Origin of the sequence: Rhodococcus sp. NPDC056506 (assembly GCF_042794945.1) — a bacterium.
In the GTDB taxonomy this organism is placed as follows: Bacteria; Actinomycetota; Actinomycetes; order Mycobacteriales; family Mycobacteriaceae; genus Rhodococcus_F.
On sequence record NZ_JBHTSW010000003.1, the window covers coordinates 236,652 to 261,570 of the forward strand.

At 60.9% G+C, this 24,919-nt stretch carries 28 protein-coding genes; 10 read left to right on the forward strand and 18 right to left on the reverse strand.

The window, feature by feature from the left end; all coding sequences use genetic code 11:
* Position 1 precedes the first annotated feature (1 nt).
* A complete protein-coding gene (locus ACFQ6H_RS04925; RefSeq protein ID WP_378644378.1) occupies positions 2-1,540 on the reverse strand; it encodes a long-chain fatty acid--CoA ligase in 1,539 nt (512 codons plus the stop codon).
* A 192-nt stretch (positions 1,541-1,732) separates the two neighbouring features.
* Between ACFQ6H_RS04925 and ACFQ6H_RS04930 the strand changes: the two genes are divergently transcribed.
* The gene (locus tag ACFQ6H_RS04930) at positions 1,733-2,734 is read left to right on the forward strand and encodes a phosphatidylinositol-specific phospholipase C domain-containing protein (protein ID WP_378644379.1); all 1,002 of its coding nucleotides are present in this window, start codon (positions 1,733-1,735) and stop codon (positions 2,732-2,734) included.
* A gap of 59 nt (positions 2,735-2,793) precedes the next feature.
* The gene (locus tag ACFQ6H_RS04935) at positions 2,794-3,570 is read left to right on the forward strand and encodes a trans-aconitate 2-methyltransferase (protein ID WP_378531839.1); all 777 of its coding nucleotides are present in this window, start codon (positions 2,794-2,796) and stop codon (positions 3,568-3,570) included.
* 27 nt (positions 3,571-3,597) lie between these two features.
* Here the strand turns inward: ACFQ6H_RS04935 and ACFQ6H_RS04940 are convergent, their stop codons facing one another.
* The 5 genes from ACFQ6H_RS04940 to ACFQ6H_RS04960 form a co-directional block, all read right to left on the reverse strand.
* Positions 3,598-4,593, reverse strand: a complete 996-nt coding sequence (locus tag ACFQ6H_RS04940; RefSeq protein WP_378531841.1) for a glycine betaine ABC transporter substrate-binding protein — start codon at positions 4,591-4,593, stop codon at positions 3,598-3,600.
* Positions 4,590-5,369, reverse strand: coding sequence for an ABC transporter permease (locus ACFQ6H_RS04945; RefSeq protein ID WP_378532752.1), 780 nt, complete (start codon positions 5,367-5,369; stop codon positions 4,590-4,592). Before ACFQ6H_RS04945 ends, ACFQ6H_RS04940 begins: the two co-directional genes overlap by 4 nt.
* A 35-nt stretch (positions 5,370-5,404) precedes the next feature.
* A complete protein-coding gene (locus ACFQ6H_RS04950) occupies positions 5,405-6,622 on the reverse strand; it encodes an ATP-binding cassette domain-containing protein (protein ID WP_378531843.1) in 1,218 nt (405 codons plus the stop codon).
* On the reverse strand, positions 6,619-7,266 hold the full coding sequence (locus ACFQ6H_RS04955; RefSeq protein WP_283302663.1) for an ABC transporter permease: 648 nt from the start codon (positions 7,264-7,266) through the stop codon (positions 6,619-6,621). Before ACFQ6H_RS04955 ends, ACFQ6H_RS04950 begins: the two co-directional genes overlap by 4 nt.
* A gap of 300 nt (positions 7,267-7,566) precedes the next feature.
* Positions 7,567-8,187 carry a malonic semialdehyde reductase gene (locus ACFQ6H_RS04960; protein WP_378644382.1) on the reverse strand — a complete coding sequence of 207 codons (621 nt, stop codon included), beginning with the start codon at positions 8,185-8,187 and terminating at the stop codon, positions 7,567-7,569.
* A gap of 110 nt (positions 8,188-8,297) precedes the next feature.
* Between ACFQ6H_RS04960 and ACFQ6H_RS04965 the strand changes: the two genes are divergently transcribed.
* Positions 8,298-8,651 (forward strand): winged helix-turn-helix transcriptional regulator, encoded by a 354-nt coding sequence (locus ACFQ6H_RS04965; RefSeq protein ID WP_378644388.1) that lies wholly within the window; start codon positions 8,298-8,300, stop codon positions 8,649-8,651.
* 1 nt (position 8,652) lies between these two features.
* Here ACFQ6H_RS04965 and ACFQ6H_RS04970 read toward each other — a convergent pair whose 3' ends face one another.
* Complete coding sequence (locus tag ACFQ6H_RS04970) at positions 8,653-9,069, reverse strand: PPOX class F420-dependent oxidoreductase (RefSeq protein ID WP_378644391.1); 417 nt, start codon at positions 9,067-9,069, stop codon at positions 8,653-8,655.
* A gap of 229 nt (positions 9,070-9,298) precedes the next feature.
* Here ACFQ6H_RS04970 and ACFQ6H_RS04975 point away from each other — a divergent pair, with 229 nt between their 5' ends.
* Together ACFQ6H_RS04975 and ACFQ6H_RS04980 are read left to right on the forward strand one after the other, a co-directional pair.
* Complete coding sequence (locus ACFQ6H_RS04975; RefSeq protein WP_378644393.1) at positions 9,299-10,147, forward strand: alpha/beta hydrolase; 849 nt, start codon at positions 9,299-9,301, stop codon at positions 10,145-10,147.
* A gap of 178 nt (positions 10,148-10,325) precedes the next feature.
* Positions 10,326-10,529: a PspC domain-containing protein gene (locus ACFQ6H_RS04980; protein ID WP_378531852.1), complete on the forward strand. Its 204-nt coding sequence runs from the start codon at positions 10,326-10,328 to the stop codon at positions 10,527-10,529.
* A gap of 9 nt (positions 10,530-10,538) precedes the next feature.
* Here the strand turns inward: ACFQ6H_RS04980 and ACFQ6H_RS04985 are convergent, their stop codons facing one another.
* Positions 10,539-11,198 carry a TetR/AcrR family transcriptional regulator gene (locus ACFQ6H_RS04985; protein ID WP_378531854.1) on the reverse strand — a complete coding sequence of 220 codons (660 nt, stop codon included), beginning with the start codon at positions 11,196-11,198 and terminating at the stop codon, positions 10,539-10,541.
* Between the two features lie 99 nt (positions 11,199-11,297).
* On the opposite strand from ACFQ6H_RS04985, the gene ACFQ6H_RS04990 reads away from it, so the two are divergent.
* Positions 11,298-12,794: an MFS transporter gene (locus tag ACFQ6H_RS04990; RefSeq protein ID WP_378644396.1), complete on the forward strand. Its 1,497-nt coding sequence runs from the start codon at positions 11,298-11,300 to the stop codon at positions 12,792-12,794.
* Positions 12,795-12,843: 49 nt separating this feature from the next.
* Here the strand turns inward: ACFQ6H_RS04990 and ACFQ6H_RS04995 are convergent, their stop codons facing one another.
* Positions 12,844-13,551: a TetR/AcrR family transcriptional regulator gene (locus ACFQ6H_RS04995; RefSeq protein ID WP_378531856.1), complete on the reverse strand. Its 708-nt coding sequence runs from the start codon at positions 13,549-13,551 to the stop codon at positions 12,844-12,846.
* 141 nt (positions 13,552-13,692) lie between these two features.
* On the opposite strand from ACFQ6H_RS04995, the gene ACFQ6H_RS05000 reads away from it, so the two are divergent.
* Entirely contained in the window at positions 13,693-14,130 is a 438-nt protein-coding gene (locus ACFQ6H_RS05000) for a GtrA family protein (RefSeq protein ID WP_020908979.1), read from the forward strand.
* Between the two features lie 62 nt (positions 14,131-14,192).
* On the forward strand, positions 14,193-14,963 hold the full coding sequence (locus tag ACFQ6H_RS05005; RefSeq protein WP_378531858.1) for an ABC transporter permease: 771 nt from the start codon (positions 14,193-14,195) through the stop codon (positions 14,961-14,963).
* Here ACFQ6H_RS05005 and ACFQ6H_RS05010 read toward each other — a convergent pair.
* The 3 genes from ACFQ6H_RS05010 to ACFQ6H_RS05020 all read right to left on the reverse strand — a co-directional run bounded on the left by ACFQ6H_RS05010 (position 14,941) and on the right by ACFQ6H_RS05020 (position 17,988).
* Positions 14,941-15,612: an NAD-dependent epimerase/dehydratase family protein gene (locus ACFQ6H_RS05010; RefSeq protein WP_378542759.1), complete on the reverse strand. Its 672-nt coding sequence runs from the start codon at positions 15,610-15,612 to the stop codon at positions 14,941-14,943. The genes ACFQ6H_RS05005 and ACFQ6H_RS05010 overlap by 23 nt on opposite strands.
* Before the next feature lie 362 nt (positions 15,613-15,974).
* Complete coding sequence (locus ACFQ6H_RS05015; RefSeq protein ID WP_378644399.1) at positions 15,975-17,456, reverse strand: flavin-containing monooxygenase; 1,482 nt, start codon at positions 17,454-17,456, stop codon at positions 15,975-15,977.
* Between the two features lie 73 nt (positions 17,457-17,529).
* Complete coding sequence (locus ACFQ6H_RS05020) at positions 17,530-17,988, reverse strand: DUF5990 family protein (RefSeq protein WP_378531865.1); 459 nt, start codon at positions 17,986-17,988, stop codon at positions 17,530-17,532.
* Positions 17,989-18,026: 38 nt separating this feature from the next.
* On the opposite strand from ACFQ6H_RS05020, the gene ACFQ6H_RS05025 reads away from it, so the two are divergent.
* Entirely contained in the window at positions 18,027-19,196 is a 1,170-nt protein-coding gene (locus tag ACFQ6H_RS05025; protein ID WP_378644402.1) for a lipase family protein, read from the forward strand.
* A 36-nt stretch (positions 19,197-19,232) separates the two neighbouring features.
* Here ACFQ6H_RS05025 and ACFQ6H_RS05030 read toward each other — a convergent pair whose 3' ends face one another.
* From ACFQ6H_RS05030 to ACFQ6H_RS05050, 5 genes are all read right to left on the reverse strand, one after another.
* Positions 19,233-19,565, reverse strand: a complete 333-nt coding sequence (locus ACFQ6H_RS05030) for a CD225/dispanin family protein (RefSeq protein ID WP_003940071.1) — start codon at positions 19,563-19,565, stop codon at positions 19,233-19,235.
* A 72-nt stretch (positions 19,566-19,637) separates the two neighbouring features.
* Positions 19,638-20,165 carry a hemerythrin domain-containing protein gene (locus tag ACFQ6H_RS05035; RefSeq protein ID WP_378542765.1) on the reverse strand — a complete coding sequence of 176 codons (528 nt, stop codon included), beginning with the start codon at positions 20,163-20,165 and terminating at the stop codon, positions 19,638-19,640.
* The gene (msuE, locus tag ACFQ6H_RS05040; protein ID WP_378531872.1) at positions 20,162-20,728 is read right to left on the reverse strand and encodes an FMN reductase; all 567 of its coding nucleotides are present in this window, start codon (positions 20,726-20,728) and stop codon (positions 20,162-20,164) included. The genes ACFQ6H_RS05035 and msuE overlap by 4 nt, the downstream gene beginning before the upstream one ends.
* A gap of 8 nt (positions 20,729-20,736) precedes the next feature.
* Positions 20,737-21,795 (reverse strand): LLM class flavin-dependent oxidoreductase, encoded by a 1,059-nt coding sequence (locus tag ACFQ6H_RS05045; RefSeq protein ID WP_047271106.1) that lies wholly within the window; start codon positions 21,793-21,795, stop codon positions 20,737-20,739.
* An 11-nt stretch (positions 21,796-21,806) separates the two neighbouring features.
* Positions 21,807-22,310, reverse strand: coding sequence for a MarR family winged helix-turn-helix transcriptional regulator (locus ACFQ6H_RS05050; RefSeq protein WP_007731489.1), 504 nt, complete (start codon positions 22,308-22,310; stop codon positions 21,807-21,809).
* A 158-nt stretch (positions 22,311-22,468) separates the two neighbouring features.
* On the opposite strand from ACFQ6H_RS05050, the gene ACFQ6H_RS05055 reads away from it, so the two are divergent.
* Positions 22,469-23,767, forward strand: coding sequence for a DUF222 domain-containing protein (locus ACFQ6H_RS05055; protein WP_378644405.1), 1,299 nt, complete (start codon positions 22,469-22,471; stop codon positions 23,765-23,767).
* A gap of 91 nt (positions 23,768-23,858) precedes the next feature.
* On the opposite strand, the gene ACFQ6H_RS05060 is transcribed toward ACFQ6H_RS05055, so the two are convergent.
* Positions 23,859-24,851 carry a GGDEF domain-containing protein gene (locus ACFQ6H_RS05060; RefSeq protein WP_378542774.1) on the reverse strand — a complete coding sequence of 331 codons (993 nt, stop codon included), beginning with the start codon at positions 24,849-24,851 and terminating at the stop codon, positions 23,859-23,861.
* Between the last annotated feature and the right edge of the window lie 68 nt (positions 24,852-24,919).

Sequence of the window (24,919 nt, forward strand, 5' to 3'; positions counted from 1 at the left end):
ATTATGTTGCGTTACAACGAAGATCGCGCTTGAGTACCTTCCCTGCTGCGGACAACGGCAGGGCATCGACGAATTGGAAGGAACGGGGAGCCTTGTATCCGGCGATGAGCGCCTTCACGTGTGCGCGTAGCTCTTCGGCCTCGGCGCCGAAACCGCTTCGAAGGACGATCACGGCATGAACGCGCTCACCCCACTGTGTATCGGGCAAGCCGATCACGGAACAAGCCGCGACGGATTCGTGTTGCGCCAAAGCGTTCTCGACCTCAGTGCAATAGACGTTTTCGCCACCGGTGATGATCATGTCCTTGAGGCGATCGACGATGAACAGAAATCCGCGATCGTCGAGATACCCCGCGTCTCCGGTATGCAGCCACCCTCCGCGTAGCACGTCGGCGGTCTCATTCGGTTTGTTCCAGTATCCGAGCATGACGTGGCTGCCGAACGTGACAATTTCACCCACCACGCCGGGCGGTAGTTCCGCGCCGGCCGGGTCGACGATTTTCACTTCGCAGTGCGGAAGTGCTCGGCCGGCGCTGCGGAGGAGATCGCCGCCCTCGAGGTGATCGGCCGGACTCAGCATGCTGATGTGCGCGGTTTCCGTCATGCCATAGCCTTGGGCGAAGGAGCTGTTGGGGAACATGTGCATGACCTGCCCGAGAAGCGTCGGCGAAATCGGGGAGGCACCATATCTCAGGATCCTGACACTGGACAGATCGTAAGTGGTTGCGTCTTCGCTGGTTTCGTTGTCGTGGGAGACCAACATCTGAAGCATCGTCGGCACTAGGCCGACGGTGGTTGGGCGATGGCGATCCACGGCCTCGAGAAATGAGCGCGGGGTGAAGTTCGGCATGAATACTTGAGTGCCACCCATCAGCGACTGAGCCAACCATCCGACTATCCCGGCGATGTGAAACAGAGGGTTGACCGCGAGGTTCGTTCCGTTGCTGACTGCCACACTGCCTGCCGCGAGAGTACCCAACGCAGAGGTCATCAGGGCTTGGTGGCTGATCATCACGCCCTTCGGCAGTCCGGTGGTTCCGCCGGTGTAGAGGAGTAATGCCAGCGTGTCGCCGCCGACGCGCAGATCGTCGACTGGAGTCGCCTCCGCGATCACCCGTTCATAGTCGAGCATTCCGTCGGGAACCGGGCCGTTGCCGCAGTAGACGACAGCAGTCAGGCTGGGACACGAATCGCGAAGGGCAGATCCGACGGAAGCGAAATTGTCACCCACCAGCATCACACTCGACCCCGAATCTTCGAGCGCGTACGTGATTTCCCCGTTGCTCCATCGTGAATTGACCGGACTGGCCACTGCCCCGAACCACCAGCAGGCCAGGAGCGCCTCGTGGTAGTAGTCGGAGTTCGAAGCCAAGATTGCGACTCTGTCGCCGGCGCGCAGTCCCAAAGTCTGAAACCCTCCGGCGAGTCGGGTGATCCGGTCGACCGATTCCCGGCACGTGCGTGCCCGGCCATCGGAAATGGTCATCACCGTATCGGGTGATGCTCGCAAGGATCGGTGAACGAATTGAGTCAGCTGCATGCGATTCCTCCTGCGAGTGTTCGACGAGTGCTCTGACTCGAATCAGTTCCGTCAATGATGGTATTGGCTTGATGATTGCTCTCATCCACCGCCTGAGACCGCGCTTCACCTTCGACTCACTCTAGGACGATCGTCCAGTTAACTCTGACGATTCCGTCCTGCCGCGGCGTACTTTCTGCGAGAGTGTCGAACATGCGTGGAATCCTGGTAGCCGGTGTGTGTGCGTTCGTGACCGCTGACCAAGCTCGCTCGTTCTCCGAGACGACGTCCGTCGGGGTCCACAATTCCTACGAGACGGCGACGTTTCCCTACTTCGCCGATGCACTCGACTCGGGAGCGTCGTTGCTCGAGCTCGACCTGTGGACCAACGGCGGCGGTCCGGACTGGCGTGTGTCGCACATGAATCCGGCGGCAAGCGAGAGTAACTGCGTCGGAGCATCGAACGCCTCCGAGTTGCGAAGTGGCCCGCGAGATCAGGGATTCCGCGGATGTCTGGCAGATATGCGGGCGTGGCACGAAGCCAATCCCGAGCATCCACCGGTGATGATCAAGTTGGAACTCAAGGACGGTTTCACCACCGGGTACGGACGTGGGCCCGCGGATCTCGACGCCTTGATTCTCGGGACACTCGGAGACGCGGTTTTCACGCCGGCTGATCTGATGGGTGAGTCTTACTCGACCCCGGATGCCGCCGTCACCGAGCGTGGATGGCCGAGCACCTCCGAAATGACCGGGAAATTTCTGTTCGAGCTGATACCGGGAACGATCGAGGAGGGGAACCCTCTCGATACGGAATGGACGGACCGGCAGTATGCGACGCACCTGCGGGATCTGTCCTCCGCCGGGCTCGTCGAACTCGGCGCGGCCTTTCCCGCTGTTCACCGGGCGTCACCGGGAGACCCACGTCTCGCCCGCTACACCGACCCGGGGATCCGTCCGTGGTTCGTGATTTTCGACGGTGACGCCCTCGACTACACCTCGGGAGTTGTGGATCCGAGTTGGTACCACGAACGGGGTTACCTCCTCGTCATGACCGACGCGCACAAGGTCGCTCCGCAGATCGACGGTACCCACGCCTCGGAAGCCGAGGCGGGCGAGCGACTCGACCTGTTGGCCGGGCAGCACGCAAGTTACATCACCGCGGACTGGTCGAGGTTGCCGAACGTACTGTCCACCGTGGTGCCGCGTCGGTGATGTCCGCTGACAAGATCTGACGGGCGGCAATTCTCAGGAACAGGGTGCAGGATGGGTTCATGCGCACAGTCACGTGGAATCCCGAAGTCTACGGCCGCTATTCGGGGGAGCGGTCACGCCCGTTCGTCGACCTGGTGTCCCGGGTGGCCACCGAAGACCCGACTCGCGTAGCCGACCTGGGCTGCGGATCAGGCACCCTGACCGCGATGCTGGGGGAAAGATGGCCGGACGCGTCGGTATCCGGTTTCGACTCGTCTCCCGAAATGGTGGCGCAGGCCCCGGCAGACCTACCGGGAAACGTCACCGTCGAGTTGGGGGACATCATGTCGTTCGACGCCACAGGTTACGACGTCGTCGTCAGTAACGCTGCACTGCAGTGGGTTCCGAGCCATCGCGAGCTGATCGATCAGTGGGCGGACACCCTGGGGTCCGGGTCGTGGCTGGCGTGGCAGGTTCCGGGAAACTTCGATGCTCCGTCCCACTCGCTCATGCGGAACCTCGCGGAGTCCGCGGAGTGGAGTGAGCGGCTGGGCGGCGTCTTGCGCGGTCCGGAAGGCGTTGACAGTCCGGTTGCGTACGCGCAGCGTCTCCAGGAACACGGATTCGACGTCGACGCCTGGGAAACGACGTACGTACACGTACTGGCAGGTGCCGATCCGGTGCTCGGATGGGTCCGGGGGACGGGATTGAGGCCGGTGCTCGACGTTCTCGGCGAAGCTGACGCGCCGGAGTTCGAGCGCCAGTATTCCGATCTGCTGCGTGAGGCGTATCCCGCAACAGCCGCCGGAACGCTGTTTCCGTTCCGGCGGGTGTTCTGCGTGGGACGCAAGCGGTAGATAGTCGGCCGGCTTGCGGTCAGCCGATCACTGCGCGGTGACGAAGCCTTCGGAGACCAGCCAGTCGCGAGCCACGTCTGCCGGCTCCTTGCCGTCGACGTCGACCTGCCGGTTGAGTTCGGTCATCACCTCGTTGGTCAGTCGCTCCGAGATCGGTGCCATGACTTCTGCTACCTGCGGATGTGCTTCCGCGAAGTCCTTTTTCATCACCAGTGCCGGATTGTATTTCGGGAAGAACTGGAGATCGTCGTCGAGCAGAACCAGGTCGAGAGCGATGATGCGGCCGTCGGTGGTGAACACTTCACCGAACTTGCACTGGTCGCTGTCGGCCGTCGCCTGGTAGATGATGCCCGTCTGCAGAATCTGTCGCTGGGCGCGCGACGCATCGAAGCCGTACTTGGCTGCCAGACCGGGATATCCGTCCTGACGGACGTTGAACTCGGTCTCTACGCACGTGACCGCAGCGCCGGGATCGGACTCGACCAACTTCGCGTAGTCGGAAACCGTCTTGACTCCGGTCTTCTCGGCTGTCTCCTTGCTCATCGCCAATGCATACGTATTGTTCATCGGCGCCGGATCCGTCCACACCATGTCGTTCGCAGCCAGATCAGCGTCACGGACCGCTTCGAACTGCGCCTGCGAGTCCGGGAGAGGAGTCTCGTTTCCGAGATAGTTGATCCACCCGGTTCCGGTGTATTCGTACGCAAGATCGATCTGCCCGTTCAACTGTGCGTCTCGGGTGCTGTTGGAGCCCTGGATGTTCGTGAGATCGCGAACATCCGCGCCTGCAGCGGACATCGCGAATTCGATGATGTATCCGAGCACGATCTGCTCGGTGAAGTCCTTGGAGCCGACGGTCATCTTCACGCCCTCGAGCTCGGGAACGGGCTCGATGCTGCCGGGACCGACAGCCAGGGGCAGTGCGCCACCGGATTCCAAGCCACAGGAAGCGACGAGTGTGAGGCCGAGCGTGGCAACGGCAAGTTTCCAGCCCCGCGTTCTGGTGATCGAAGTCTTGGTCATCGTAATCCCTTGGGCCCGAGATAAGTTTCGGCGAGCGCGCCGAGCCAGTCGATCAGTAGGGCCAGCGACACCGCGAGTACGGCACCGACCACGAGGGTGACGTTGTCGCGGAGCTTGTATCCGGTGTCGATCAGAATGCCCAGACCGCCGGCACTGACCAGGAAGCACAGCGTCGCCGTGCCGACCGCCAGAACGAGCGAAGTGCGAAGGCCCGCAAGAATGTACGGGACAGCCATCGGGAATTCGAGCTGGCGCAGCACGGTCAGAGAAGACATTCCCTGACCACGCCCGGCGTCGATGAGGGTCTTGTCCACCTGCTGATAGCCCAGAATCGTGTTGCGCAGCACGGGAAGCAGCGAATAGAAGGCGATCGGAAATACACCGATCCAGAAACCCGTTGTTCTGGTCGCGAGATAGAACAGCACGAGGAGGCCGATGGCCGGCGCCGCGGCTCCGATGTTGGCGATACCGACGAAGAACGGCGCCAAGCGGGTGAATCTCGGCCTGGTCAACAAGGTTCCGAGCGGAACAGCGATGGCGACGACGATGATGACCACTGCTGCGGTGATCAGCACGTGTTGCCACGTCAGCGTGACGATATTGTCGAGATTGATGCTGGCCTTCTGCGTCGCGTTGAGATCGCGAGTGAACGCCCAGGTCAACACGCCCGCAACCAGGATCAGAACGATGACCGGCTGAACGTACAGGCGCATCCTTTCCGCTCGGCGGGTGGCCGCATTTTCGGCGGCACCGAGATCGGGCGCATCAGTTTCCATTTCGGGAGCGGCGACGCGCTCTTCGGTCGGGGCACTCATATTCGACCCTCGACGTTCTCGGCGTCGGACTCCTCGTCGTGATCGTGGGCATGCTCCTCGCGCATCTCGGAGAGATGGCTCACGAGTGTGTCGATCGTGATGAGGCCGACGTACTCGCCGCGCCGTCCGGTGACCACAGTGGACGCATTGCTCTCGGCGAGAAGAGCTTCCAACGCATCCTGCAGGGTGGACTGGATGGACACGGCCTCACCGATCTCGTTGCCGACACCTCGGAGGCTCGACGCATGAGCGAGGTGGCCGGGGGAGACCCAGCGAAGCGGTCGCCCACGCTGATCGAGAATCAAGGCCCACTTCCACTTGCGCGCTGCGAGTGCGGTTCTCAAATCGTCGACCGAATCTGTTTCGCGCGCGGTGAGGCATTGCTTGAGCTTGATCTGACGCACCCGGGTCAATGTCAACTGCTTGAGTGATGCGTCGGCGCCGACGAAACCGGCGACCATGTCGTTGGCGGGATTGGCGAGAATAGCTTCGGGGGTGTCGTACTGCATGATGCTGGACTGGTTGCCCAGCACGGCAATTCGATCACCGAGCTTGACTGCCTCGTTGAAATCGTGGGTGACGAAGACGATGGTCTTACCCAACTCCGACTGCAGTCGCATCAGTTCGTCCTGGAGCAGGCCGCGGGTGATGGGGTCGACCGCACCGAAAGGCTCGTCCATCAACAGAACCGGGGGATCGGCAGCGAGTGCTCGCGCCACGCCTACACGCTGTTGCTGGCCGCCGGAAAGCTGGCGCGGGTACCGGTCGCGATAGGTGTCCGGATCGAGGCCGACGAGGTCGAGCATCTCGTCGGTCCGTGCTGCGATGCGTTTCTTGTCCCAACCGATGAGGCCGGGCACCGTCGCGACGTTCTTCGCAATGGTGAAGTGCGGGAACAAACCTGCCTGCTGAATCGAGTATCCGATGCCGCGGCGAAGCTTGTCTGGGTCGATGGACAGCGCGTCTTTGCCGTCGATGGTGATCTTGCCCGAGGTGGGTTCGATCAGACGGTTGATCATGCGCATCGTCGTCGTCTTGCCACAGCCCGAAGGTCCGACGAACACCACGATCTCACCGGCCGGAACAGTCAGTGAAACATTGTCCACCGCTGCTGCTTTCTGGCCCGGGTAACGCTTGGTCACGGATTCGAGAACGATCTCGACTCCGGATACCTTCTGGTCTGCGGATACGTCGGACGGAATGGTTTCGGTCATTGCAGCCCCTTCGAAGTAGTGAGACGGCCGATGACGACGTAGATTCCGTCGAGGATCAGGGCCAGAATGACGATGAGTACGGTGCCGACCAGCGCTTGCGGAACAGCATTGGGGCTACCGACCCGCGAGAGCCCGGAGAAGATCAGGTTTCCCAGACCGGGGCCCTTGGCGTACGCCGCGATGGCGAGGATGCCCATGAGCATCTGCGTACTGACCCGCATACCGGTGAGTATCGACGGCCACGCAATCGGCAGTTCGATTCGACTGAGTACGTGAAGGCGATTCATCCCCACACCGCGTGCTGCGTCCGTGATCGCCGGATTGACCGCGTCCAGGCCGATGATCGTGTTCCGAATGATCGGGAGCAGGGCATACAAGATCAATGCAGTGATCGTGGGGGCGACGCCGAGACCGAGTATCGGAATGAGCAGTCCGAGAAGGGCGAACGAAGGAACCGTCAGGATCGTGCTGGCCAAAGCTGTTGCCACGGACGAACCGACCGGGCTTCTGTAGACGAGAATTCCGATGATCACGGCGGCAATCGTCGCGATGATCACGGACTGGATAACTGCTGAAACATGTAGGTACGAGTCGGTCATCAATTGTTGTCGTCGTGCAACGACAAAATCCCATAGCGCGCCCATATTTCCGAACCCACTTTCTTCGGACTTCTGCTCGCAAGAACGTCTTCCCTCGACACCGACCGGCGCACAAGGGCTTTCCCCGCAGCCGTCGTCGGCCGAGGGGTTTGTCTCGACTGTCGTCCAAAAACTCGGATACTGCAACTAATTCCGATTGCAGCGTGTCGGATGTTGTTCTGGACGTGAGATTTTGCGAGACGCGGGTATGTACCCGCTGCGTGAGACGTTGAAACGTCCTGGAGACGACAAAGCGGGAGAGCTCCGAAGAACTCTCCCGCATTGCTTCATTTGTCCGAATTGGCCTCAGGCCCAGGTGAGCGCATCCTCATTTGAGAGTCGCGGCAGACGATCGAACCACGGGTTCTCACCGGGATGGCCGATGTTCACCACGAGGATGGTCTTGAATCGTCCGTCTGCGAAAAATTCGCCGTCGATTCCGGTCGCATCGAATCCGGCCATCGGACCGGCGACCAGACCGTGTGCGCGAATCGCGAGAATCACGTAGCCGGCCTGCAGTGCGGCGTTGAACCGACTGGTCGAACTGGCGGCAGCGTCGTCGGATTCGAAGTAGTCCTTCATCTCCGGACGGATGGGGAACAGCGCCGGGATGTGCTCGTAGAACTTGGTGTCGACGGCAAGAACGGCAACGGCGGGAGCGGCCTCGGTCTTGGCCTTGTTGCCGTCTGCCATGTGCTCGACGAGGCGCGCTTTGCCTTCCTCGGTACGGACGAACAGCACTCGCAACGGATTGGTGTTTGCCGCCGTCGGTGCCCACTTCGCGAGCTCCCAGATTGCGGTGAGCTCGTCGTCGGTCACAGGTTCGTTCGAGAAGGAGTTGGCGGTGCGAGCCTCGGTGAAGAGGAGTTCGCGGCCAGCTTGGTCGAGTTGCTGGTCGGTGAATGGGGTGGCTGCGTCGAGAGACATCAGGGGGCTTCCGTTCGGTGGTAGCTCCACCGAACATTGCCCGGTAAAGCTAGTTACTAGTAAAAAAATAGTGCCTACGGATACGTTAGCACTATGACTAGGATGGTGGGGTGGCAAGCAAGGGCGAAGCGGAGCACGAGCCCCGCGCATGTGACGGGGCGTTGGCCCGTGCGTTCGGCTTCCTGGGCAAACGATGGAACGGCGTCATTCTCGGCACGCTGCTGAACGGGCCGGCGGGATTCTCCGAACTCAAGCGAGCGGTCGGCGGGATCAGCGATTCGGTGCTCTCGGAACGCCTGACGGAGCTGGCCGGGGCAGGCCTGGTTACGAGGACCGTCGACGCAGGTCCGCCCATCGCCGTGGAGTACGAACTGACGGCCTCGGGGCAGGCGCTGCTTCCCGCTCTCAGTGAACTGACAACCTGGGCCGCCGAAAATCTGCCGCCCGAGAGTTGCCCGAACTGACCTATTGCGTGTGAACAGTCTTGTGAGATTCGTACCAGGTGTCACCTGCCGGTTCTCCCGCCAAGTTCCAACTCCACGAGACTGTCGGCGTGATGCGTGAATAGATTCCGGGGCCGACCATTCCTACCCTCTCGATCGGCTGTTCAGCGATCCCGTAGATCCTGATCCCGCGCGCGACAAACGGCTCGAATGACGGCATGTCGTCCATGGCGAGGGCGACTTCGAGTTGCCCCGAACCGATATTGCGGAACTTCTTGGTGTTCAGGACGGCTTCGCCTACCCCGCCGATCCACAAATGGACCCCGTCGTACTCGAAAGCCAACGGCACGACATCGGGTTGACCGTCCGGTGAGACGGTGGCCACGCGTGCCAGTGGCTGCGACTGCAGGTAGGCGATTTCTTCGTCCGTGAATGACATCTATTTCTCCTTCCGCGCGACGAAACATGTACGCAACGTAGATGCAACGTATCCAAAACTAGTGTTTTGGATCACACAGTGTTCGTGGGGTCGAGAGGCATTTGGTCACGAATCTGTGGGCAGAACGGGTCCTGTTCGCTACCGGTGGTGGACGAGGACAAGGTTCCGCGGGTTGAGCACACAGCCCGCGGAACCGCCCCCATCAGGGCACCGGCTGACAGGAGTCCAGGTGTCCGTAGTTGCGGAAGTCTCTGCGATCGATTTCGCGGAAACTGAATTCGAATGGGCGCAGAGATCGGCGCTGATTCGTGAAGTCGGCCCACTCGTTCCGGGTCCCCCATCACTGGCGATGTGTCTGAGCGAGCCGACGCGCGGACTGGTCGACATCGCTTCACTGCTTCTCGCGGCCCCTTGGTTGCTTCGATCACCGCGTGGAGACGGGCACCCAGTTCTCGTTCTCCCCGGACTGCTGACATCGGACGTGTCGACTCTTGCCTTGAGGGCGTACCTGAGTTTCCTCGGATACCGCGTCCACGGCTGGAATCTGGGCGTCAACACCGGCCCGACGGCGATGGTGGTCGACGGATTGCCCGCCGCATTGGCCCAGGTGGCGGATCGGTACGAGCAGAAGGTGTCGGTCATCGGCTGGAGCTTGGGCGGTATCTACGCTCGTAAGTTGGCGAGGGACCTGCCGGATTCGGTGCGACAGGTGGTGACACTCGGAAGTCCTTTCGCTCTCACCAGTCTGGAGCAGACGAGAGTCGGATCGCTCTACGCTCGTTTGTCCGGGAAGCACGCCATACTGCCTCCGGTCGACGGCATCGAATCCGAACAGGGGCCGCCCATTTCGGTTCCTGCCACGTCGGTCTACTCCAGACACGACGGTATCGTTCCGTGGCAAGCATGTTGTGAAACCACGTCCGGACAATCGGAAAGCGTTGCGGTGCAAGGCAGTCACATGGGATTGACCCACAACCCGTCGGCGTTGTGGACGGTCGCCGACCGTTTGGCGCAGGACGTCGACAACTGGCAACCTTTTGCGGCACCGAAACGACTTCGGCGGCTGTTCCCGCGCTGAAGTCTGGGGCCGATGTGTGGGGGAGAACCCTGAGTGCGACGCGGGGACAGACTGGTACCTGGGTATGTATTGCGGCCGGAAAAGATGGGTCCATGGCCTGATGCGCGTGAGTGCCCCGCCGGCGGATAGTGGAGATCGACGCGGATAGTCCGCGAGATCTACTGAAGGGGCACCGAACATGACTTCGCCGATGAAGACCCGCAAACTCACTCGAGCGCGCTCAGGTGCAATGTTCGGCGGGGTCTGCGCCGGGATCGCACGATACTTCGGGTGGAAGTCGTCGACCGTCCGCCTGCTGTTCGTGCTCTCCTGTCTGCTGCCCGGCCCGCAGTTTCTGATCTACATCGTCATGTGGATTTTCATTCCTCGTGAGGAAATCTGATCGAACCGCTCAACGACGGCGGTCTTTCAGGCACTGTTTGGCCTCGTGCAGTTCTTCGGCACTGAGCGGGGGGAGGGGGAGCGGGTCACGGTGCAAGCCCTCGGTGCGTAGTCCGTCGAGCATCACCGAAAGGTACCGGCGCCACACAGTCGGGTTGACGGGCTGCGCAAATTCGGTGACGGCGCCCACCATGAAGATGAGGCCGAAAAGGTCGGTGACGACGGCGTCGGGGCGCAGCATCCCGGCGTCCTGGGCCCGGTAGAAGATCCTCTCGACCGACGGTTCGACAATGGACCGCTGGCATGCCAACTGCTCGCAACCCTCGTCGGTTCCGTTCATGACGTCTTTGAGTCCACGGTTGACCGACATACGGCTGCAGGCGAATTCGGCAAACGTGACAAGCCCGTCCCACGGATCCGGATTGCTCAGTGATGCCTCGGCGGCCGCCGCCATGTCGGCGAAGTTCTGCTGGAAGACTCCGTCGATCAATTCTTCCTTGCTTGCGAACCGTCGATAGACGGTTCCGACGCCGACACCCGCGCGTCGGGCGACGTCGTCGAGTGTGACGTCGATCCCTTCTTCGGCGAACAATTCACGTGCGGCATCGATGATCAACTGCCGATTACGTGCAGCATCAGCGCGAAGCGGGCGCCCCATTGCGGTACTCATGTCCCCACTCTACCCGTCAAGTGGAGACAGCTTCTCCGTTTTGGTGTAGCGTTTTTGCTAACCGGAGAAGCCATCTCCGCATAGGTGGGGCGAGGGACTATGTCAGACATTGCTGAACGGACTGGATTCGAGCAGTCCTCAGCGCCTTCAGGGGACAACCACGCAAAGCGGTGGCTGGTTCTCGCGGTACTGGGAATTGCGCAGCTGATGGTGGTCTTGGATGCCACCATCGTCAACATCGCGCTGCCGGCTGCGCAGCGCTCACTGGAGTTCGGTGATTCCGACCGCCAGTGGATCATCACGGCATACGCATTGGCGTTCGGCAGCTTGCTGCTACTCGGCGGTCGACTGAGCGACTTGTTCGGGCGCAGGCGAACTTTCATCGTCGGCCTGATCGGCTTCGCGGTCGCCTCCGCTATCGGTGGCGCAGCCGTCAACTTCGAAATGCTTGTTGCCGCTCGTGCGGGCCAGGGCGTCTTCGGTGCACTCCTTGCTCCGGCAGCGCTGTCTCTGCTGTCCGTGACCTTCACGGATCCGGGTGAGCGCGCAAAGGCTTTCGGTATCTTCGGTGCCGTTGCCGGCGGTGGCGGCGCTATCGGACTGTTGCTCGGCGGAGCGCTCACCGAGTGGGTCGACTGGCGCTGGTGCCTCTTCGTGAACCTCTTCTTCGCGGCAATCGCATTGGTCGGAGCAGTCCTGTTGCTCGCGCCGCACACCAGTGACTCGCGGCCCAAGCTCGACATCCCTGGAACGATCCTGGTGTCGATCAGCTTGTTCAGCATCGTCTTCGGTTTCTCGAAGGCCGAGTCGGACGGCTGGAGTGCAACTCCTACCATCTCGTGGCTCGTTGCCGGCGTTGTATTCATGGCGGCATTCATCTACTGGCAGACCAAGTCCGAGCATCCGCTCCTGCCGTTGCGGGTGGTCCTCGACCGTATCCGGGCGGGCTCGTACCTGGCGATCTTCCTTTCCGGCGCAGGCATGTTCGCAGTCTTCCTGTTCCTGACGTACTACATGCAGCTGATCCTCGGGTACAGCCCGATCATGACCGGTCTCGCATTCATGCCGATGGTGTTCGGAATCGTGACAGCGGCAACGCTTTCGACAGCGGTCTTGCTACCGCGCGTCGGTCCGCGAGTGCTGATCGTGAGCGGAATGGTCATCGCGGCGATCGGAATGACGCTGCTGGCCCAGATTTCCGTGGACAGCACCTATGCCGTCCACATCCTCCCGGGCCTCGTCGTCACCGGACTCGGTATGGGTAGCATCTTCGCGCCGTCCATGCAGGGCGCAACCTCCGGCGTGCATCACGAAGATGCGGGCGTCGCATCTGCCACCGTCAATACGATGCAGCAGGTGGGCGGCTCGATCGGTACCGCGTTGCTCAGCACGATTGCGGCTTCGGCTTCCACCAACTACCTGGTGGGCCGCGAGATGAATCCGCTCACTCAGGCACAGGCTGCCGTCGAGAGCTACACCACGACGTTCTATTGGGCAGCAGGTATTTTCGCGGTCGGAGCGGTCTTGACCGGACTGGTTCTGCGGAGTGGACTGCTTCCCGATTCACCCGAAGGTGAGCCGGTAATCGCCCACTGACAGTAAATTTCGGGGTCGACGCCATTGCGGCGTCGACCCCGAAATCGAGTCAGCAGTTCTTATCGGGCGATGCCTGAAACCGATGAAGGACGTGATCGAGTTGTTCGGACGACAGCGCCGGGACGGGGAGTTCTCGATGGCCGGTGCGGGAAGCGCAGAGTCCGTCGATCATGAACCCGAGTGCGCGGCGGTAAGCCTGAGGGGCCTCGTCGCCGCCGAACTTCTGGGCCATCTTGACGACCTGCATGAGAAGCGGAATGTCGTTGACTTCGAAGTCGCTGCGCAGTGTGCCCTGTTCCTTGGCACGATTGACGAGTGCCGCGGTGTGCTGGGCGATCCCCGCGCGCGCGCGAGCGAAAGTGTCGGACGTGAAGCGCCCGTCCATCAGGAGATCACCGAATCCGCGGTTGTCCGCCATACGCAGGGAGATCACGTCGAGGAAGTAGACAAGGCCTTCCCAGGCGTCGGGCATCTCGCGGGCGGTGGCGGCGATCGTTTCGATCTCGGAGCACCGTGTGTCGAACAGGGCCTGGATCAGCTCGTCCTTGCTGGCGAACCGCCGGTAGACAGTGCCGACGCCGACGCCCGCGTGTTTCGCCACATCGGCAAGAGTGGCGTCCAGTCCTTGGGCCGCGAACACCTCGCGGGCGGAGTTGAGAATCCGCTCGAGGTTGGCCTTGGCGTCGGACCGAAGGCGCGGCTGTGAGCAGTCGGCCGAGGTCCCCGCACGAGAAGCGTCGGGGTGGGTTGTCGGCATCCTCACAGTCTACGGCACTAAGCGGAATGATCGATTCCGTTAGTGCTATATTGCTAAGCGGAACGTGTGGTTCCGATTGTCCGTACGAGAGAAGCCGATATGAGCACGTCTGACATCTGGGTCGGGAGCAATCCGATCTCGATGGTGGGTACGCGGAGCGCGGGTTTTGCGGCTACGAGGCTTCGCGCTCTTGCCGGAGACGGTGCCTTTGCCCAGCTCGTTCGTTTTGCTCTCGTCGGCGGAGCCAGCAACATTCTCTACTTCGCCGCTTTTCTGGCCCTGCGCGGTGACGGAGCGCTGGTCGCCAATGCTGTAGGTGCAGTCTTGAGCACCATTCTTGCGAACGAGCTGCATCGTCGGCTCACCTTCCACGCCGCGGATCGCGTCAACTGGTTCACTGCTCAGTGGGAAGGTGGCGGACTCGCCCTGGTCGGTTTGATCGCCAGTTCTGCTGCCATCAGTGCGCTCGGATTCCTGTTGCCCGGTGCTGACGGGCTCCTTCAAGCGGGCCTTGTGATCGCAGTGAGCGGAATTGTCGGCGGTCTGCGGTTTGTCGCACTTCGCGGTTGGGTTTTCTGAGCGGTTCGCGGGTTCGGATCGCGGGTTCGGATCACACTGGCTCGTAGGGAACACTGTGACCCATGAGCCTTTCGATAGCCGACTCCGGCGTCCGTTTGGCCGTGCTCTGTATTGTCATGGCGCTCGTGGCCACACTCGTCTACCGATTCGCTCGCCTCGGTAGCATTCGGATAGTTCCCGGCGCGCTCGCACGCGGCGCCCTTCAATTGGCTGCTGTTTCGTTGATCCTTGCCGCGGCATTGGCTCACATCTGGTCAGCGCTCCTCGTGCTCGTCGGCATGTTCGCTGCGGCGTCGTTCACCGCTGCACGACGCTCCGGCGCAGGAACTTCCGGCGGGTGGCTGACCGTCGCGTTGGCATCGGGAATCGGTGTGGTGTTGCCACTCATGCTGCTGTCCGGAGTGGTTCCGGTCGAAGGCGTCGCTCTTGTCCCGATCGGCGGAATTGTTTTGGGCGGCGCCATGACAGCGACGTCGATGGCAGCCAAACGCGGACTCGACGCCGTCGACGATCGTTTCGGGGAAGTGGAAGCCGCACTGAGCCTGGGTTTCTCGCAACGCGATGCGCGGTGGGAAGTCGCCCGTACCGCCGCGTCCGACGCCCTGTTGCCCGGAGTCGACCAGACCCGCACCGTCGGCCTCGTGACTTTGCCCGGCGCTTTTGTCGGCGTTCTGCTTGCGACGGGGTCGGCTGTTCAGGCCGGTGCAGTACAGATTCTTGTCCTGGCTGGGCTGTTGTTGGCGCAAACCTGCGCTGTAGCTGTGGCTTTGGAACTCGTTGCGCGCGGTTTCGTATTTCGGGGAAAGGCTGTCAGGCCTGCGCGAGTTCGTTGATCTTGTCGCTGCGCAGGACACGGTCGGGAAGATCGGGAGTGTTAGCCGCGAGGGTGATCATCGCCTTGCCGATGTTCTCGCTGGTGGTAACGCCGTTGGGCCACACCTTGCGCAGGAGTGGGTAGAGAGGCACGGAAACCTGATAGAAGAGCTTGTACCACCACGTTTTCGACGGCGATCCCGGGCGCGGACGGATGAACCCCGGCCTGAGGATGTAGGCCGTGAGGGGGACTGTGAGTAGCGCGTTCTCGGTTGCGCCACGTACTCGCTTCCACATGGTCTTGCTGGTTTCGGTGGAGTCGGCGCTTTCACCGGACACGTAGACGAAGACCATCTGCGGGTTCAAGCGCGACAGCGTTGTGGCGGCGGCAAGCGTGATGTCACGCGTGATGTGGGTATAGTCGGCTTCGTTCATTCCTGCGGAGGACACACCGAGGCAGAAGAAGCAGGCGTCGGCACCGATCAGATCTGCTTCGATTGCCGAGTAGTCCAGTAGGTCGCGGTGAACGATGTCGACGATCTTCGGGGCAGTTGAACCGCACGAATTGCGGCCGACGGTGACGACGGTGTCGATTCGTGGATCGTCCAGGCACTCGAGCAAGACGCTGTTGCCGACCATCCCCGTTGCCCCGAAAACGATGACCTTCATTGTGTCCCCCGCCGGTATTGGTTCTGCTTTCTGTGATGCGCACACTACGGAACAGCCTGAGAATCGACCGACAGCGACCACCAACTGAACGCTTGACCTGCATTTATGAGTCCATTTTGACCCGACTTGTGACTAAAGTCCCTACAAACCGGCTGGACGGTTGGCTGAAAATAGTTTTATGGACGAAGGAGTTGATGAAATACACGTTCTCGGATCGGAGTCCGCCGGTCGGATGATCGAGGCGTCGACGATCATCGTCCTGGGTGCACTCTGTGCCGTCGTCGCAGGTTCGGGCGTGTTTTTTGTTCTCGGATCGATTGGTGGATTTGCTCGACTGCTCTACTTGGTCATGCGGGCGCCGATCAACTCTTGCTCGGTACCAGTTTCGAACTTCGAACTGGCGCCTTCGAGAACGTCATGTGGTCGTTGATGCTCCCGAACGTCGAGTGAAGACGATCGAGGATGTAGTTCTGACGCATGTTCCAGGGTGACTTCGATCCCTGCTTCGGGAACTGTTCAACCGCGCGCATGACGTACCCGGACGCCAGATCCAGGATCGGACGCTGGTCCATGTCTTCGGTCGCGTGCGGCACACACTTCGCATAGCCGCGCTTGTCCATCTCGGTCAGTAGTCGGCACACGTACATCGACGTGAGATCGGCTCGCAGAGTCCACGAGGCATTGGTGTATCCGACGCACATCGCGAAGTTCGGTACGTCGCTGATCATCATGCCCTTGTAGACGTAACGATCACCGAGGGTGACGGGTTCACCGTCCACTTCGATCGACATCCCGCCGCATGCTTCCATCTTCAATCCTGTTGCAGTGACGATGATGTCGGCTTCGAGTTCGCGTCCTGATGCGAGCCGAATCCCGGTCTCGGTGAAGGTGTCGATGTGATCGGTCTCGATCGAAGCCTTGCCGGATCGGAGGGCTTTGAACAAATCGCCATCCGGTACGACGCACAAGCGCTGGTCCCAGGGATCGTAGGTGGGTGTGAAGTGGGGATCGAGTGGGATCTCTTCCGGGAGTTGACGACTGATCGCGAGGTTCAGCAGCCTCTTTGCGCGCGCCGGACTGCGTCGGCACAGTTGGTAGAAACTGAGGTTCACTACGACGCTCTTCCATCGAGCGATGCTGTGCGCGAGTTGATTCGGCAATACCGCACGGATGGTGTCCGACACCTTGTCGCTGGACGGCAGCGCCAGAATGTAGGTCGGCGATCGCTGGAGCATCGTGACGTGGCTTGCGTCCCGCGACATCGTGGGGACCAAAGTGACTGCGGTGGCGCCGCTTCCGATCACGACGACCTTCTTGTCGGAGTAATCGAGTTCTTCGGGCCAGAACTGCGGGTGCACCACCTCGCCGGCAAACGATTCGCGTCCGGGAAAGTCGGGGGTGTATCCGCCGTCGTAACTGTAGTAACCGCTGCAGAGATACAGGAAGTTGCAGGTCAGTGTTTCGTCTTCGTCGTCGGTCGTCACGGTGACTGTCCACGTCGAGTCCGCTGACGACCAGGATGCTGCCGTCACCTTCCGGTTGTACCGAATCTTCTTGTCGATCCCGTTTTCGCGAGCTGTATCGCGCACGTACCGGAGGATCGAATCACCGTCGGCAATTGCTTTGGCATCTGTCCACGGGCGAAACGGGTAGCCGAGCGTGAACATGTCGGAATCCGAACGGATACCGGGGTATTTGAAGAGGTCCCAGGTTCCGCCACTGTTCGCGCGGGCCTCGAGGATCGCGTACGACTTGCCGGGCAGTTCGGTCTGGAGTCGATACGCAGCACCGATGCCGGACAAGCCGGCGCCGACGATCAGGACATCGAGGTGTTCGGTGCTCATCAGTTCGGACTCCGTATCGATCGCGTGGTCACCCACAGAGTAAGTGTTCGTTCACCACACTACTGAACGATGCTCAGTAAGGCGAGGATGTCCACGTGATCGTCGGCGGCCGGATCGCCGCACACAGTGGTTTACCTGCGGCGTCGGTGAGTCCGAGTTCTCCGTGGAGCACGTCGGAACGGTCGGCCTCGTCAATGATGTGCTCGGGGACCGCGTCGAGCATCAGCTTTGCGCGCCGGAACATCTCGAACGTCTGGTCCTCGGATAACGTCACCCAGGACAGGTAGATGAAGCGTCCGCGCGGTGGGCCCTGGATGTACGGTCCGAGAATGTCCCAGGCATTGGGCTTTCTGTCGAGGTTCGCTGCCAATTCCCACCGCACTGTTTCGGTGTCTCCCGGTACGAGGTCGAGGATTTCGTGGGGCTTGCCCCGGCGCTGGACGCCGACGTGGATGTTGCTCCGTCCTTCGAAGGTTGCGGTTTCGGAACAATCCCGTCCGGGCAGGCTGTGACCGGTGATGATGATCTGCATATCGACATCATGCTCTGCACGGGTCGGGAGGGGTTGGCGTGGTGAGGCGTTCGGGTAAAAGCGTTGTTGCGGCCGTGGTGGCGAGCATTGTGTTGTCGAGCCTGCTGTTGTCGAGTCTTGTGGTGGTGTCAGGGGTTGCCGTGGCGACTGCGGACGAACCGGAAGTTGCGGGTGCGTTGGAATCGCACGAACTGCTCTCGGCTGCAGCCCTTCCGGTCGGTACCGGTGCAGCGGAGCGAGTTGTCTATCGGACCCTGCGAACTGCCGACAGGTGGGGAGAGTCGTCCGGGTCGGTGTTTCTACCGGAAGGTGCGCCACCGATCGGCGGCTGGCCCGTCATCTCCTACGCCCACGGAACTCTGGGCAGCGCCGATCAGTGTGCGCCGTCGTCAACCGGATTCGGTCCAGGGGAGATCGAACCGATCGAACGCTGGTTGGACCAGGGATATGCAGTTGTCGCTACCGACTACTCGGGTCTGGGCACCGACGGGGTATTGGCGTATCTCGACGGGCATGCCGCCGGCGCGAATGCCGTCGACATCGTGCGGGCCGCACACGAGTTGTACGGGAACGTGCTGAGCTCGCGGTGGATGGTCGCAGGTCTGTCCGAAGGTGGTCACGCGACGTACTTCGCAGGACACGAGGCCACCTCTCGTGCACCGGAATTGGATTTTCGCGGCTCTATTGTTGTTGCAGGCCCCACACATATGGAAGGTCTGTTTCCGTTGGGTGGACCGCTGTTTCCCGACATCGGCATCACGGGATTAGTGGGGTACGCGCTGTATGTCCTGGCTGGAATCGACGATCAACGACCCGAAGAGAACATTCGTGAGGTTCTCTCGCCCCAGGGAATCGAGTGGATGGAAAGGGCGCGAACTCTGTGCGCCGGGGATCTCGGCCGACAAATTCGAACCGAGCGAATCCAGTTGAGCTCGTTGTTCTCTCGGTCGGTGTGGACGCCGCGCATGTACGACCTGTTCCGCGAGATGATGCAGGTGCCGGTCGACGGCTACGACCGTCCACTGCGCGTGGTGCAGAGCGTGTCGGACACAACGGTTCCTGTCGCCCTTACCTGGGCGCAACTGGTCGACATGCGTTCGCGGGGAACGCAGTTCGAGTATCAAGAACTCGCCGGAATCAGCCACGGTCAAACGACGGTCGCTTCGATGGACCAGACCATGGAGTTCATCGATCGATTGATGAGGTGATGTTCGGCGGTGTTGTTGTTGTTTCAGTGTGGTTGTTCAGCGCATACGTCGCGGCCCGTAATCGTGGCCACCGTTGGCGAACCACACGATTGCCGCAATCGCGTACAGGATGCAGACCAGGAGTAGTAGCCCACCTGCGATCCACAGCGAGATTTGACCCAGTCGTTTCACTCGATCGGACGCGTACCGAGACCCGGCCACATCGCCGTCAGCCCACAGCGGATACACGTTGAAGGCGTGCGTGAAAGCGGAGAAGGAAAGCGGCCAGAAGAACAGCAGCGAGACCACTGCCCAACCCGCATTGACGGGCGGTCGAATCGGGTGCTGAGGAACGGATTGCTGGACGGTGGGTTGATCCGGGTTGGTCATGGGGGCTCCTGACATGAGGTGGCCCTTTCGACGCTACTGCGATGGAGCTGAAGAATCACTGAGCGTGCACGATCAGCCGTAATGCCAGTCGCGATCCATCCGTCGGAAGTACGGAAAGAGTGTGGCCTCCTCGAAATCGAGGTGCGACTGCATATGGTCCGCCAATTCGGAGATTGCGGCGTGTGCCCGATTGACCGTGGAGGATTCGGTGCTCAGTGCGAGCGACGCACGCTTGGCTTCCGACACGATCTCCCCGACAAGCTTGTGTTCTGCCTGCAGTCGTTCGACCGCAGGGGCCAACTCGGGAAAGTTCCTGGTCATTACCGGGAACATTCGTTGATCTTCGATGGTGTGGTGCAGAGTCAGCGTGTTGCAGTAGAAGTCGCAGTTGACCCGTAGTTGCCAGACGAAATCCGCGATCGTCAGATTGTCGATCATCTCGGGTATCCGAGTCAGATCGGCGGTTTCGTCCGACAACAGTTGCAGGGCATTCTCGAGTACCTCGATATCGGCTCGCAGAGGTTCGTGAACCTGACGTAGCTGTTCGATCATCCTCAGACCGGCAACTGTTGCCGTGTTGTGCGAATGAGGGGTGTTCACGTCAGCGCAACTCGATCCCGCTCCGCGAGCATCCTCGCTACCGGCAGGACGTCCTTTGCTGCCATCTCGATACGCTCGAATACCTCGGGGTTGAGGATAGTCGTTCCGTCGAAATCACCTGAGCTGAGATAGATCCCGACTGGAGCGGTCAGCGCTTGGAAGAAAGCGAACAGTGGCCGCAGGGCATGCTCCAACACGAGGGCGTGGCGGTCGCTGCCGCCCGTCGCGGCAAGAATCACCGGAGTGTTGGCAAGCGCGTACTGGTCGACGAGATCGAAGAAGTGCTTGAACATTCCCGTGTACGAACCGCGGAACACCGGTGACGCCGCGATGATGATATCGGCGGACTCGACAGCTGCCAGCGCTTCGGCGGTCACTGAGTCGACGTGATCGCGATCCAGAGCAGATGCAAGACCTGGAATCAGATCCACGATCTCGAAAACTCGTGTGTCGATCTGCTCGAAGTCTCCCAAGGTTTCGACGATCAGGTCGACGAGGGCACGAGTCTTGGAGGGTTTTTGGAGGTTGCCGACCACGGCAACAATTTTGAGCGGTGTGCTCATCGAAACTCCTATTCTTGGGACGACTTCAGTGATTCGATTTCCTTACGCACAACGGGGGCTACTTCGGTGCCGAGGATCTCGATCGCACGCAGCATGTCCTTCTGTGGCACGTTGCCGAACCCCATCTGGATCATGATGCGGTCATGATGGAATAGTTCGTACTGCGCCATCGTCTTGTCGATGATTTCCTGCGGGCCGCCGAGGAAGAACGCACCCGCGGTGGTTGCCTGCGCTTCATATGCCCTGCGCGGCATGGGAACTCCGTTTCCGCGCTGATGATGATTCTGCATCCACCCGGCCTGGAAGTACGGGTACGACGTGTCGAGTGCTGTTTGCTTCGAGGTATCGACAAATCCTGGCGAAGCAATCGAGACAGCCAGTTTCTTCGGATCGTGTCCGAACTCCGCTGCAGCCCTGCGGTATAGATCGACGAACGGTTCGAACTGTTGGTAACTTCCACCGATGATGGCCAGTGAGAGGGGCAGGCCCAGTTTCGCGGCACGGACGACAGAGGCCGGAGTACCTCCGACTGCGATCCACACCGGAATCTGACGGTCCGGGCGGGGCGTCACGTCACCGTCGATCAGTGGTGGGCGAAGTTGTCCTTCCCAGTTGATCGGGTTCTCGTCGCGCAGTTTCAGTAGTAGATCAAGCTTTTCGGCGAAGAGTTCGTTGTACTGGGACAAGTCGTACCCGAAGAGCGGAAATGACTCCGTGTACGAACCTCGGCCGGCAATGATCTCGGCACGGCCTTCGGAAAGCAGGTCGACTGTCGCGAACTGTTGGAACACACGTACGGGATCGTCGGAACTGAGTACGGTTACGGCGCTGGACAGCTTGATGTTGTCGGTAGCCTGAGCCATTGCCGCGAGCACAACTGCAGGGGCTGAGACTGCGAAGTCGGTGCGATGGTGCTCGCCGACGCCGAAGACATCGAGTCCAACCTGATCGGCAACGGTTGCCTGCTCCACCAAATGACGAAGGTGGACACCGGGATTCATCATCGCGCCGGTAGTGGGATCTGGGGTGAGTTCACCGAAATGGTAGACGCCCAATTCGAAAGCCATGTTGTTTCTCGCTATCTGTTCGTGGGGGTGATGGAAAGTTGTTCTACGTGCGCATCGCATGCGCCGCCTTGATTCGTGTGATGTGTGGCAAGTCGGGAGAAGAAGCGTTCGAGTACCGGAAGCTCCTCGGTTTCAATGAGATCGGAGAAGTATTCGGCGATCCCTCGCGTGTGTATGGCGGACGCTTTTCGAAGCGTCTTCTTGCCCGCAGGCGTCATCGATACCGTCACGACGCGTCGATCGTTGTCCGGTCTAACGCGCTCCACTAATCCGGCCTCGACCAATCGATCGACGACGCGCGTCACGCCACTGGTGGTGACCAGGACCAGTTCGGCCAGATCGCCCATTCGGATCGTATTTCCCGGAGCTTCGTGCAGTCGGAGCAGAACGTCGTACTGGCCAAGGGTGAGTCCGGTGGTGGTTCGAAGGTCCGCCTCCATCTTGCCGAGGATGACGCTGTGGGAGACGACGAGGTCGCGCCACACACGACCACGTACGTGTTCATCAGTTGTCATCGGTGACGCCCTCCATTTATTTGCGACCGCAAGTATTGCTTACTCAAATAATACGCGTGCGACGGTCGAACTATTCCCTGCTCTTATTTGCGCTGGTAGCAAGGGATTGACTCGAACGCGTGTTCGAGTATGATTTGGGGAGGGGATCGGGGGATTCAATGAGCGTCTTGTTGTCGGATGTGGTTTCGGGTTCTGCGGTGGGGTTGCGCGGACGCCTGTGGCAGTTGACTGCTGCCGAGTTACGCGCTGCGGCGGTCGAGGCGAGTGCGGAGATTCTGCGCCTGGAAGCGGTGCGGGTGGCGGTGGTGGACGAACTGTCGATGCGTCCGGATGATCAGGTGATTGCCAGCCGCGGTGTCGGTGCGTGGTTGGCGGCGAACACGATGCTGCAGGTTCGGGACGGGAAGAAGATCGCCGCGCTGGGCGCTGCGCTGCGGCCGTTTCCCGCGGTGGCAGCGAGTTTCGATGTGGGGGATTGCTCGTTCGATCACGCCGTCTTGATCGTCGCGTTTTGTGAGTCCCCGCCGAAAGGCATGCCGGAGGAGGCGTTACCTCGCTGTATCGACTTGTTGCTCGCGGCTGCGTCGGGAGTGGAGGCGACAACGACGAAGGTGCGGCACGTCATCGCGACCTTGGAGCGGGTGTTCGAATCGGATGAGATTCCACCGGCCGAAGACGCGGATCTCAATGAGTTGCGTATCGCGTCGACGCTGAACGGTCGGGTGGTGGTGCGTGGGGATTTCGACGCTCTCACCGGCGAAATGTTGCTGTCGGCGTTGTCGAATTTGACGATGCCGACCCCAGCACCGGACGGAACGCCGGATGCCCGGTCGGCGGCGAAGCGGACGGCGGACGGGTTCGCCGAACTGATCCGCCGCTATCTGGACTGCGCCAAGACCGGTACCGATGGTGGTCAACGTCCGCATGTGAACGTGCACATCAACGCGCGCGATCTCGCCGAGCATCGGGACTGCGCCGCTACGCCTTCTGATGGTGAAGAGTCTCGGTCGGATCTTGATGTCGGGCACATGCCATGGCTCGGGCCGCTGTCGGTCTCGCAGACGAGGCTTCTCGGCTGTGATTGTTTCCTGTCGACCGTCCTACTCGACGCTCACGGGGCGCCGTTGGATGCGAGACCCGGGAAACGGTTGGTCACTGCCGAGCAGAGAGTGGCGTTGATTGCCCGAGACAGGGGTTGCGCGTTCCCGGGGTGTTCATGCGTTCCGGCGTGGACGGATGCGCACCATATTAGGCACTGGGCCAACGGCGGCCCGACAGTGATGAACAACCTTGTCCTACTCTGCCGTTCACATCACCGGTTGATGCACCGCAAATCGGGGTTCGTCGGCAAGTGGGACATCAGAATCGGCGTCGACAACAAACCGTGGTTCATCCCGCCGCCCTCGATCGACCCGCAGCGGCACCCCAGGCCGGCGAACACTACCTTCAAAACCTGAGAACAGTTTCTCAGGCACAACAGAACACAGCAGAGCACCGCATCGAAGGGATCCCTCCGATGCGGTGCCGAGAGGCCGTGGCGGAGTCGAATCAGCGGTTCGAGCGCTTCTGTCGGTACATCTCGGCATCAGCCGCATCCCAAGTCTCGGAGAGACTCTGGGACATCGAAAAGTCAGCCCGCCCGACCGAACAGCGCACCTCGGCTAGCCGGAAGGACTTCTCCAAACGCTCGATCAGGTAGTCGACAGCGTGTGGTTGTGTGTCGGACAAGGCGATTCCGAACTCGTCGCCGCCCAACCGCGAAACTACGGCGCCCGGGTACGCGCACGCTGCCAGGATTTCACCGGCCCGTTGGACGTACTCGTCGCCGGCGGCGTGACCGAGTTCGTCGTTGATGGTCTTCATGCCGTCGAGATCAACGATGATGATCGATCCAGGATCGGCGAATTGCCGGTATCGCGTTTGCTCGGCTTCGAGGAAGCGGTTCCATCCACGACGATTGAGAAGGCCGGTCAACGGGTCGGTCTCCGCATCGAGTTGCGCAGTTTCGGCCAGACGAACCGACTGCGCACGCTGATAGTCAACGTCGAGAATGGTTCCGAGAAGCCGGCACAGGAGCGTGAGTAGTGCTTCGTTGTCCTCGAGAACAGAATCGCCCGGGGTCGGGTCGGCGCCACACAGCGTTCCGAAGAGGCTGCCGTCGCTGTGCAGAATCGGAATGCTCACGTAGGCGCCAATTCCTTCCCACCTGTCATCTCGGGAAAGCGCGGGCACGAGTTCTCGGTTGGACGAGACCGGTGGCGCATTTCCGCAGACGACCTCGCTGCACATGGTGTCTTGCCATGCGCGTGTCTCGCCGACTTCGATGTGAAGGGGGTTGGGTGAAACGGTCAGAAAGACCTGGTTCGACCCGTCGAATCGCGTGATCGACCAGAGTGCCAACGGGAGGTGGTCGTCGAGATAAGAGACGATCGAGCGACTTGCTTGGTCGAAATTCGTCAATGGCGGAAGTATCGGCATTGAGGGAAGTGGCAACGACGGGAATGTCATCGGCGGGATGGTGCGCGCCTGACCGTGCGACATCGTTTACCTCCTGATCGACAGTCCGATTCTGTCGACCTGCAGGCTCTTGGTCCCGTGTGCGACATATC

Bases quoted from the DNA above. Each gene is read 5' to 3' on its own strand.
- ACFQ6H_RS04925 (WP_378644378.1), bottom strand. From the start codon at position 1,540: ATGCAGCTGACTCAATTCGTTCACCGATCCTTGCGAGCATCACCCGAT.
- ACFQ6H_RS05005 (WP_378531858.1), top strand. From the start codon at position 14,193: ATGAGCCTTTCGATAGCCGACTCCGGCGTCCGTTTGGCCGTGCTCTGT.
- ACFQ6H_RS04990 (WP_378644396.1), top strand. From the start codon at position 11,298: ATGTCAGACATTGCTGAACGGACTGGATTCGAGCAGTCCTCAGCGCCT.
- ACFQ6H_RS04980 (WP_378531852.1), top strand. From the start codon at position 10,326: ATGACTTCGCCGATGAAGACCCGCAAACTCACTCGAGCGCGCTCAGGT.
- ACFQ6H_RS05010 (WP_378542759.1), bottom strand. From the start codon at position 15,612: ATGAAGGTCATCGTTTTCGGGGCAACGGGGATGGTCGGCAACAGCGTC.
- ACFQ6H_RS05050 (WP_007731489.1), bottom strand. From the start codon at position 22,310: ATGACAACTGATGAACACGTACGTGGTCGTGTGTGGCGCGACCTCGTC.
- msuE (WP_378531872.1), bottom strand. From the start codon at position 20,728: ATGAGCACACCGCTCAAAATTGTTGCCGTGGTCGGCAACCTCCAAAAA.
- ACFQ6H_RS04930 (WP_378644379.1), top strand. From the start codon at position 1,733: ATGCGTGGAATCCTGGTAGCCGGTGTGTGTGCGTTCGTGACCGCTGAC.
- ACFQ6H_RS04945 (WP_378532752.1), bottom strand. From the start codon at position 5,369: ATGGAAACTGATGCGCCCGATCTCGGTGCCGCCGAAAATGCGGCCACC.
- ACFQ6H_RS05000 (WP_020908979.1), top strand. From the start codon at position 13,693: ATGGTGGGTACGCGGAGCGCGGGTTTTGCGGCTACGAGGCTTCGCGCT.
- ACFQ6H_RS04985 (WP_378531854.1), bottom strand. From the start codon at position 11,198: ATGAGTACCGCAATGGGGCGCCCGCTTCGCGCTGATGCTGCACGTAAT.
- ACFQ6H_RS04955 (WP_283302663.1), bottom strand. From the start codon at position 7,266: ATGGGCGCGCTATGGGATTTTGTCGTTGCACGACGACAACAATTGATG.
- ACFQ6H_RS05015 (WP_378644399.1), bottom strand. From the start codon at position 17,456: ATGAGCACCGAACACCTCGATGTCCTGATCGTCGGCGCCGGCTTGTCC.
- ACFQ6H_RS05020 (WP_378531865.1), bottom strand. From the start codon at position 17,988: ATGCAGATCATCATCACCGGTCACAGCCTGCCCGGACGGGATTGTTCC.
- ACFQ6H_RS04935 (WP_378531839.1), top strand. From the start codon at position 2,794: ATGCGCACAGTCACGTGGAATCCCGAAGTCTACGGCCGCTATTCGGGG.
- ACFQ6H_RS05055 (WP_378644405.1), top strand. From the start codon at position 22,469: ATGAGCGTCTTGTTGTCGGATGTGGTTTCGGGTTCTGCGGTGGGGTTG.
- ACFQ6H_RS05030 (WP_003940071.1), bottom strand. From the start codon at position 19,565: ATGACCAACCCGGATCAACCCACCGTCCAGCAATCCGTTCCTCAGCAC.
- ACFQ6H_RS04960 (WP_378644382.1), bottom strand. From the start codon at position 8,187: ATGTCTCTCGACGCAGCCACCCCATTCACCGACCAGCAACTCGACCAA.
- ACFQ6H_RS04940 (WP_378531841.1), bottom strand. From the start codon at position 4,593: ATGACCAAGACTTCGATCACCAGAACGCGGGGCTGGAAACTTGCCGTT.
- ACFQ6H_RS04970 (WP_378644391.1), bottom strand. From the start codon at position 9,069: ATGTCATTCACGGACGAAGAAATCGCCTACCTGCAGTCGCAGCCACTG.
- ACFQ6H_RS04950 (WP_378531843.1), bottom strand. From the start codon at position 6,622: ATGACCGAAACCATTCCGTCCGACGTATCCGCAGACCAGAAGGTATCC.
- ACFQ6H_RS04995 (WP_378531856.1), bottom strand. From the start codon at position 13,551: ATGCCGACAACCCACCCCGACGCTTCTCGTGCGGGGACCTCGGCCGAC.
- ACFQ6H_RS05045 (WP_047271106.1), bottom strand. From the start codon at position 21,795: ATGGCTTTCGAATTGGGCGTCTACCATTTCGGTGAACTCACCCCAGAT.
- ACFQ6H_RS05060 (WP_378542774.1), bottom strand. From the start codon at position 24,851: ATGTCGCACGGTCAGGCGCGCACCATCCCGCCGATGACATTCCCGTCG.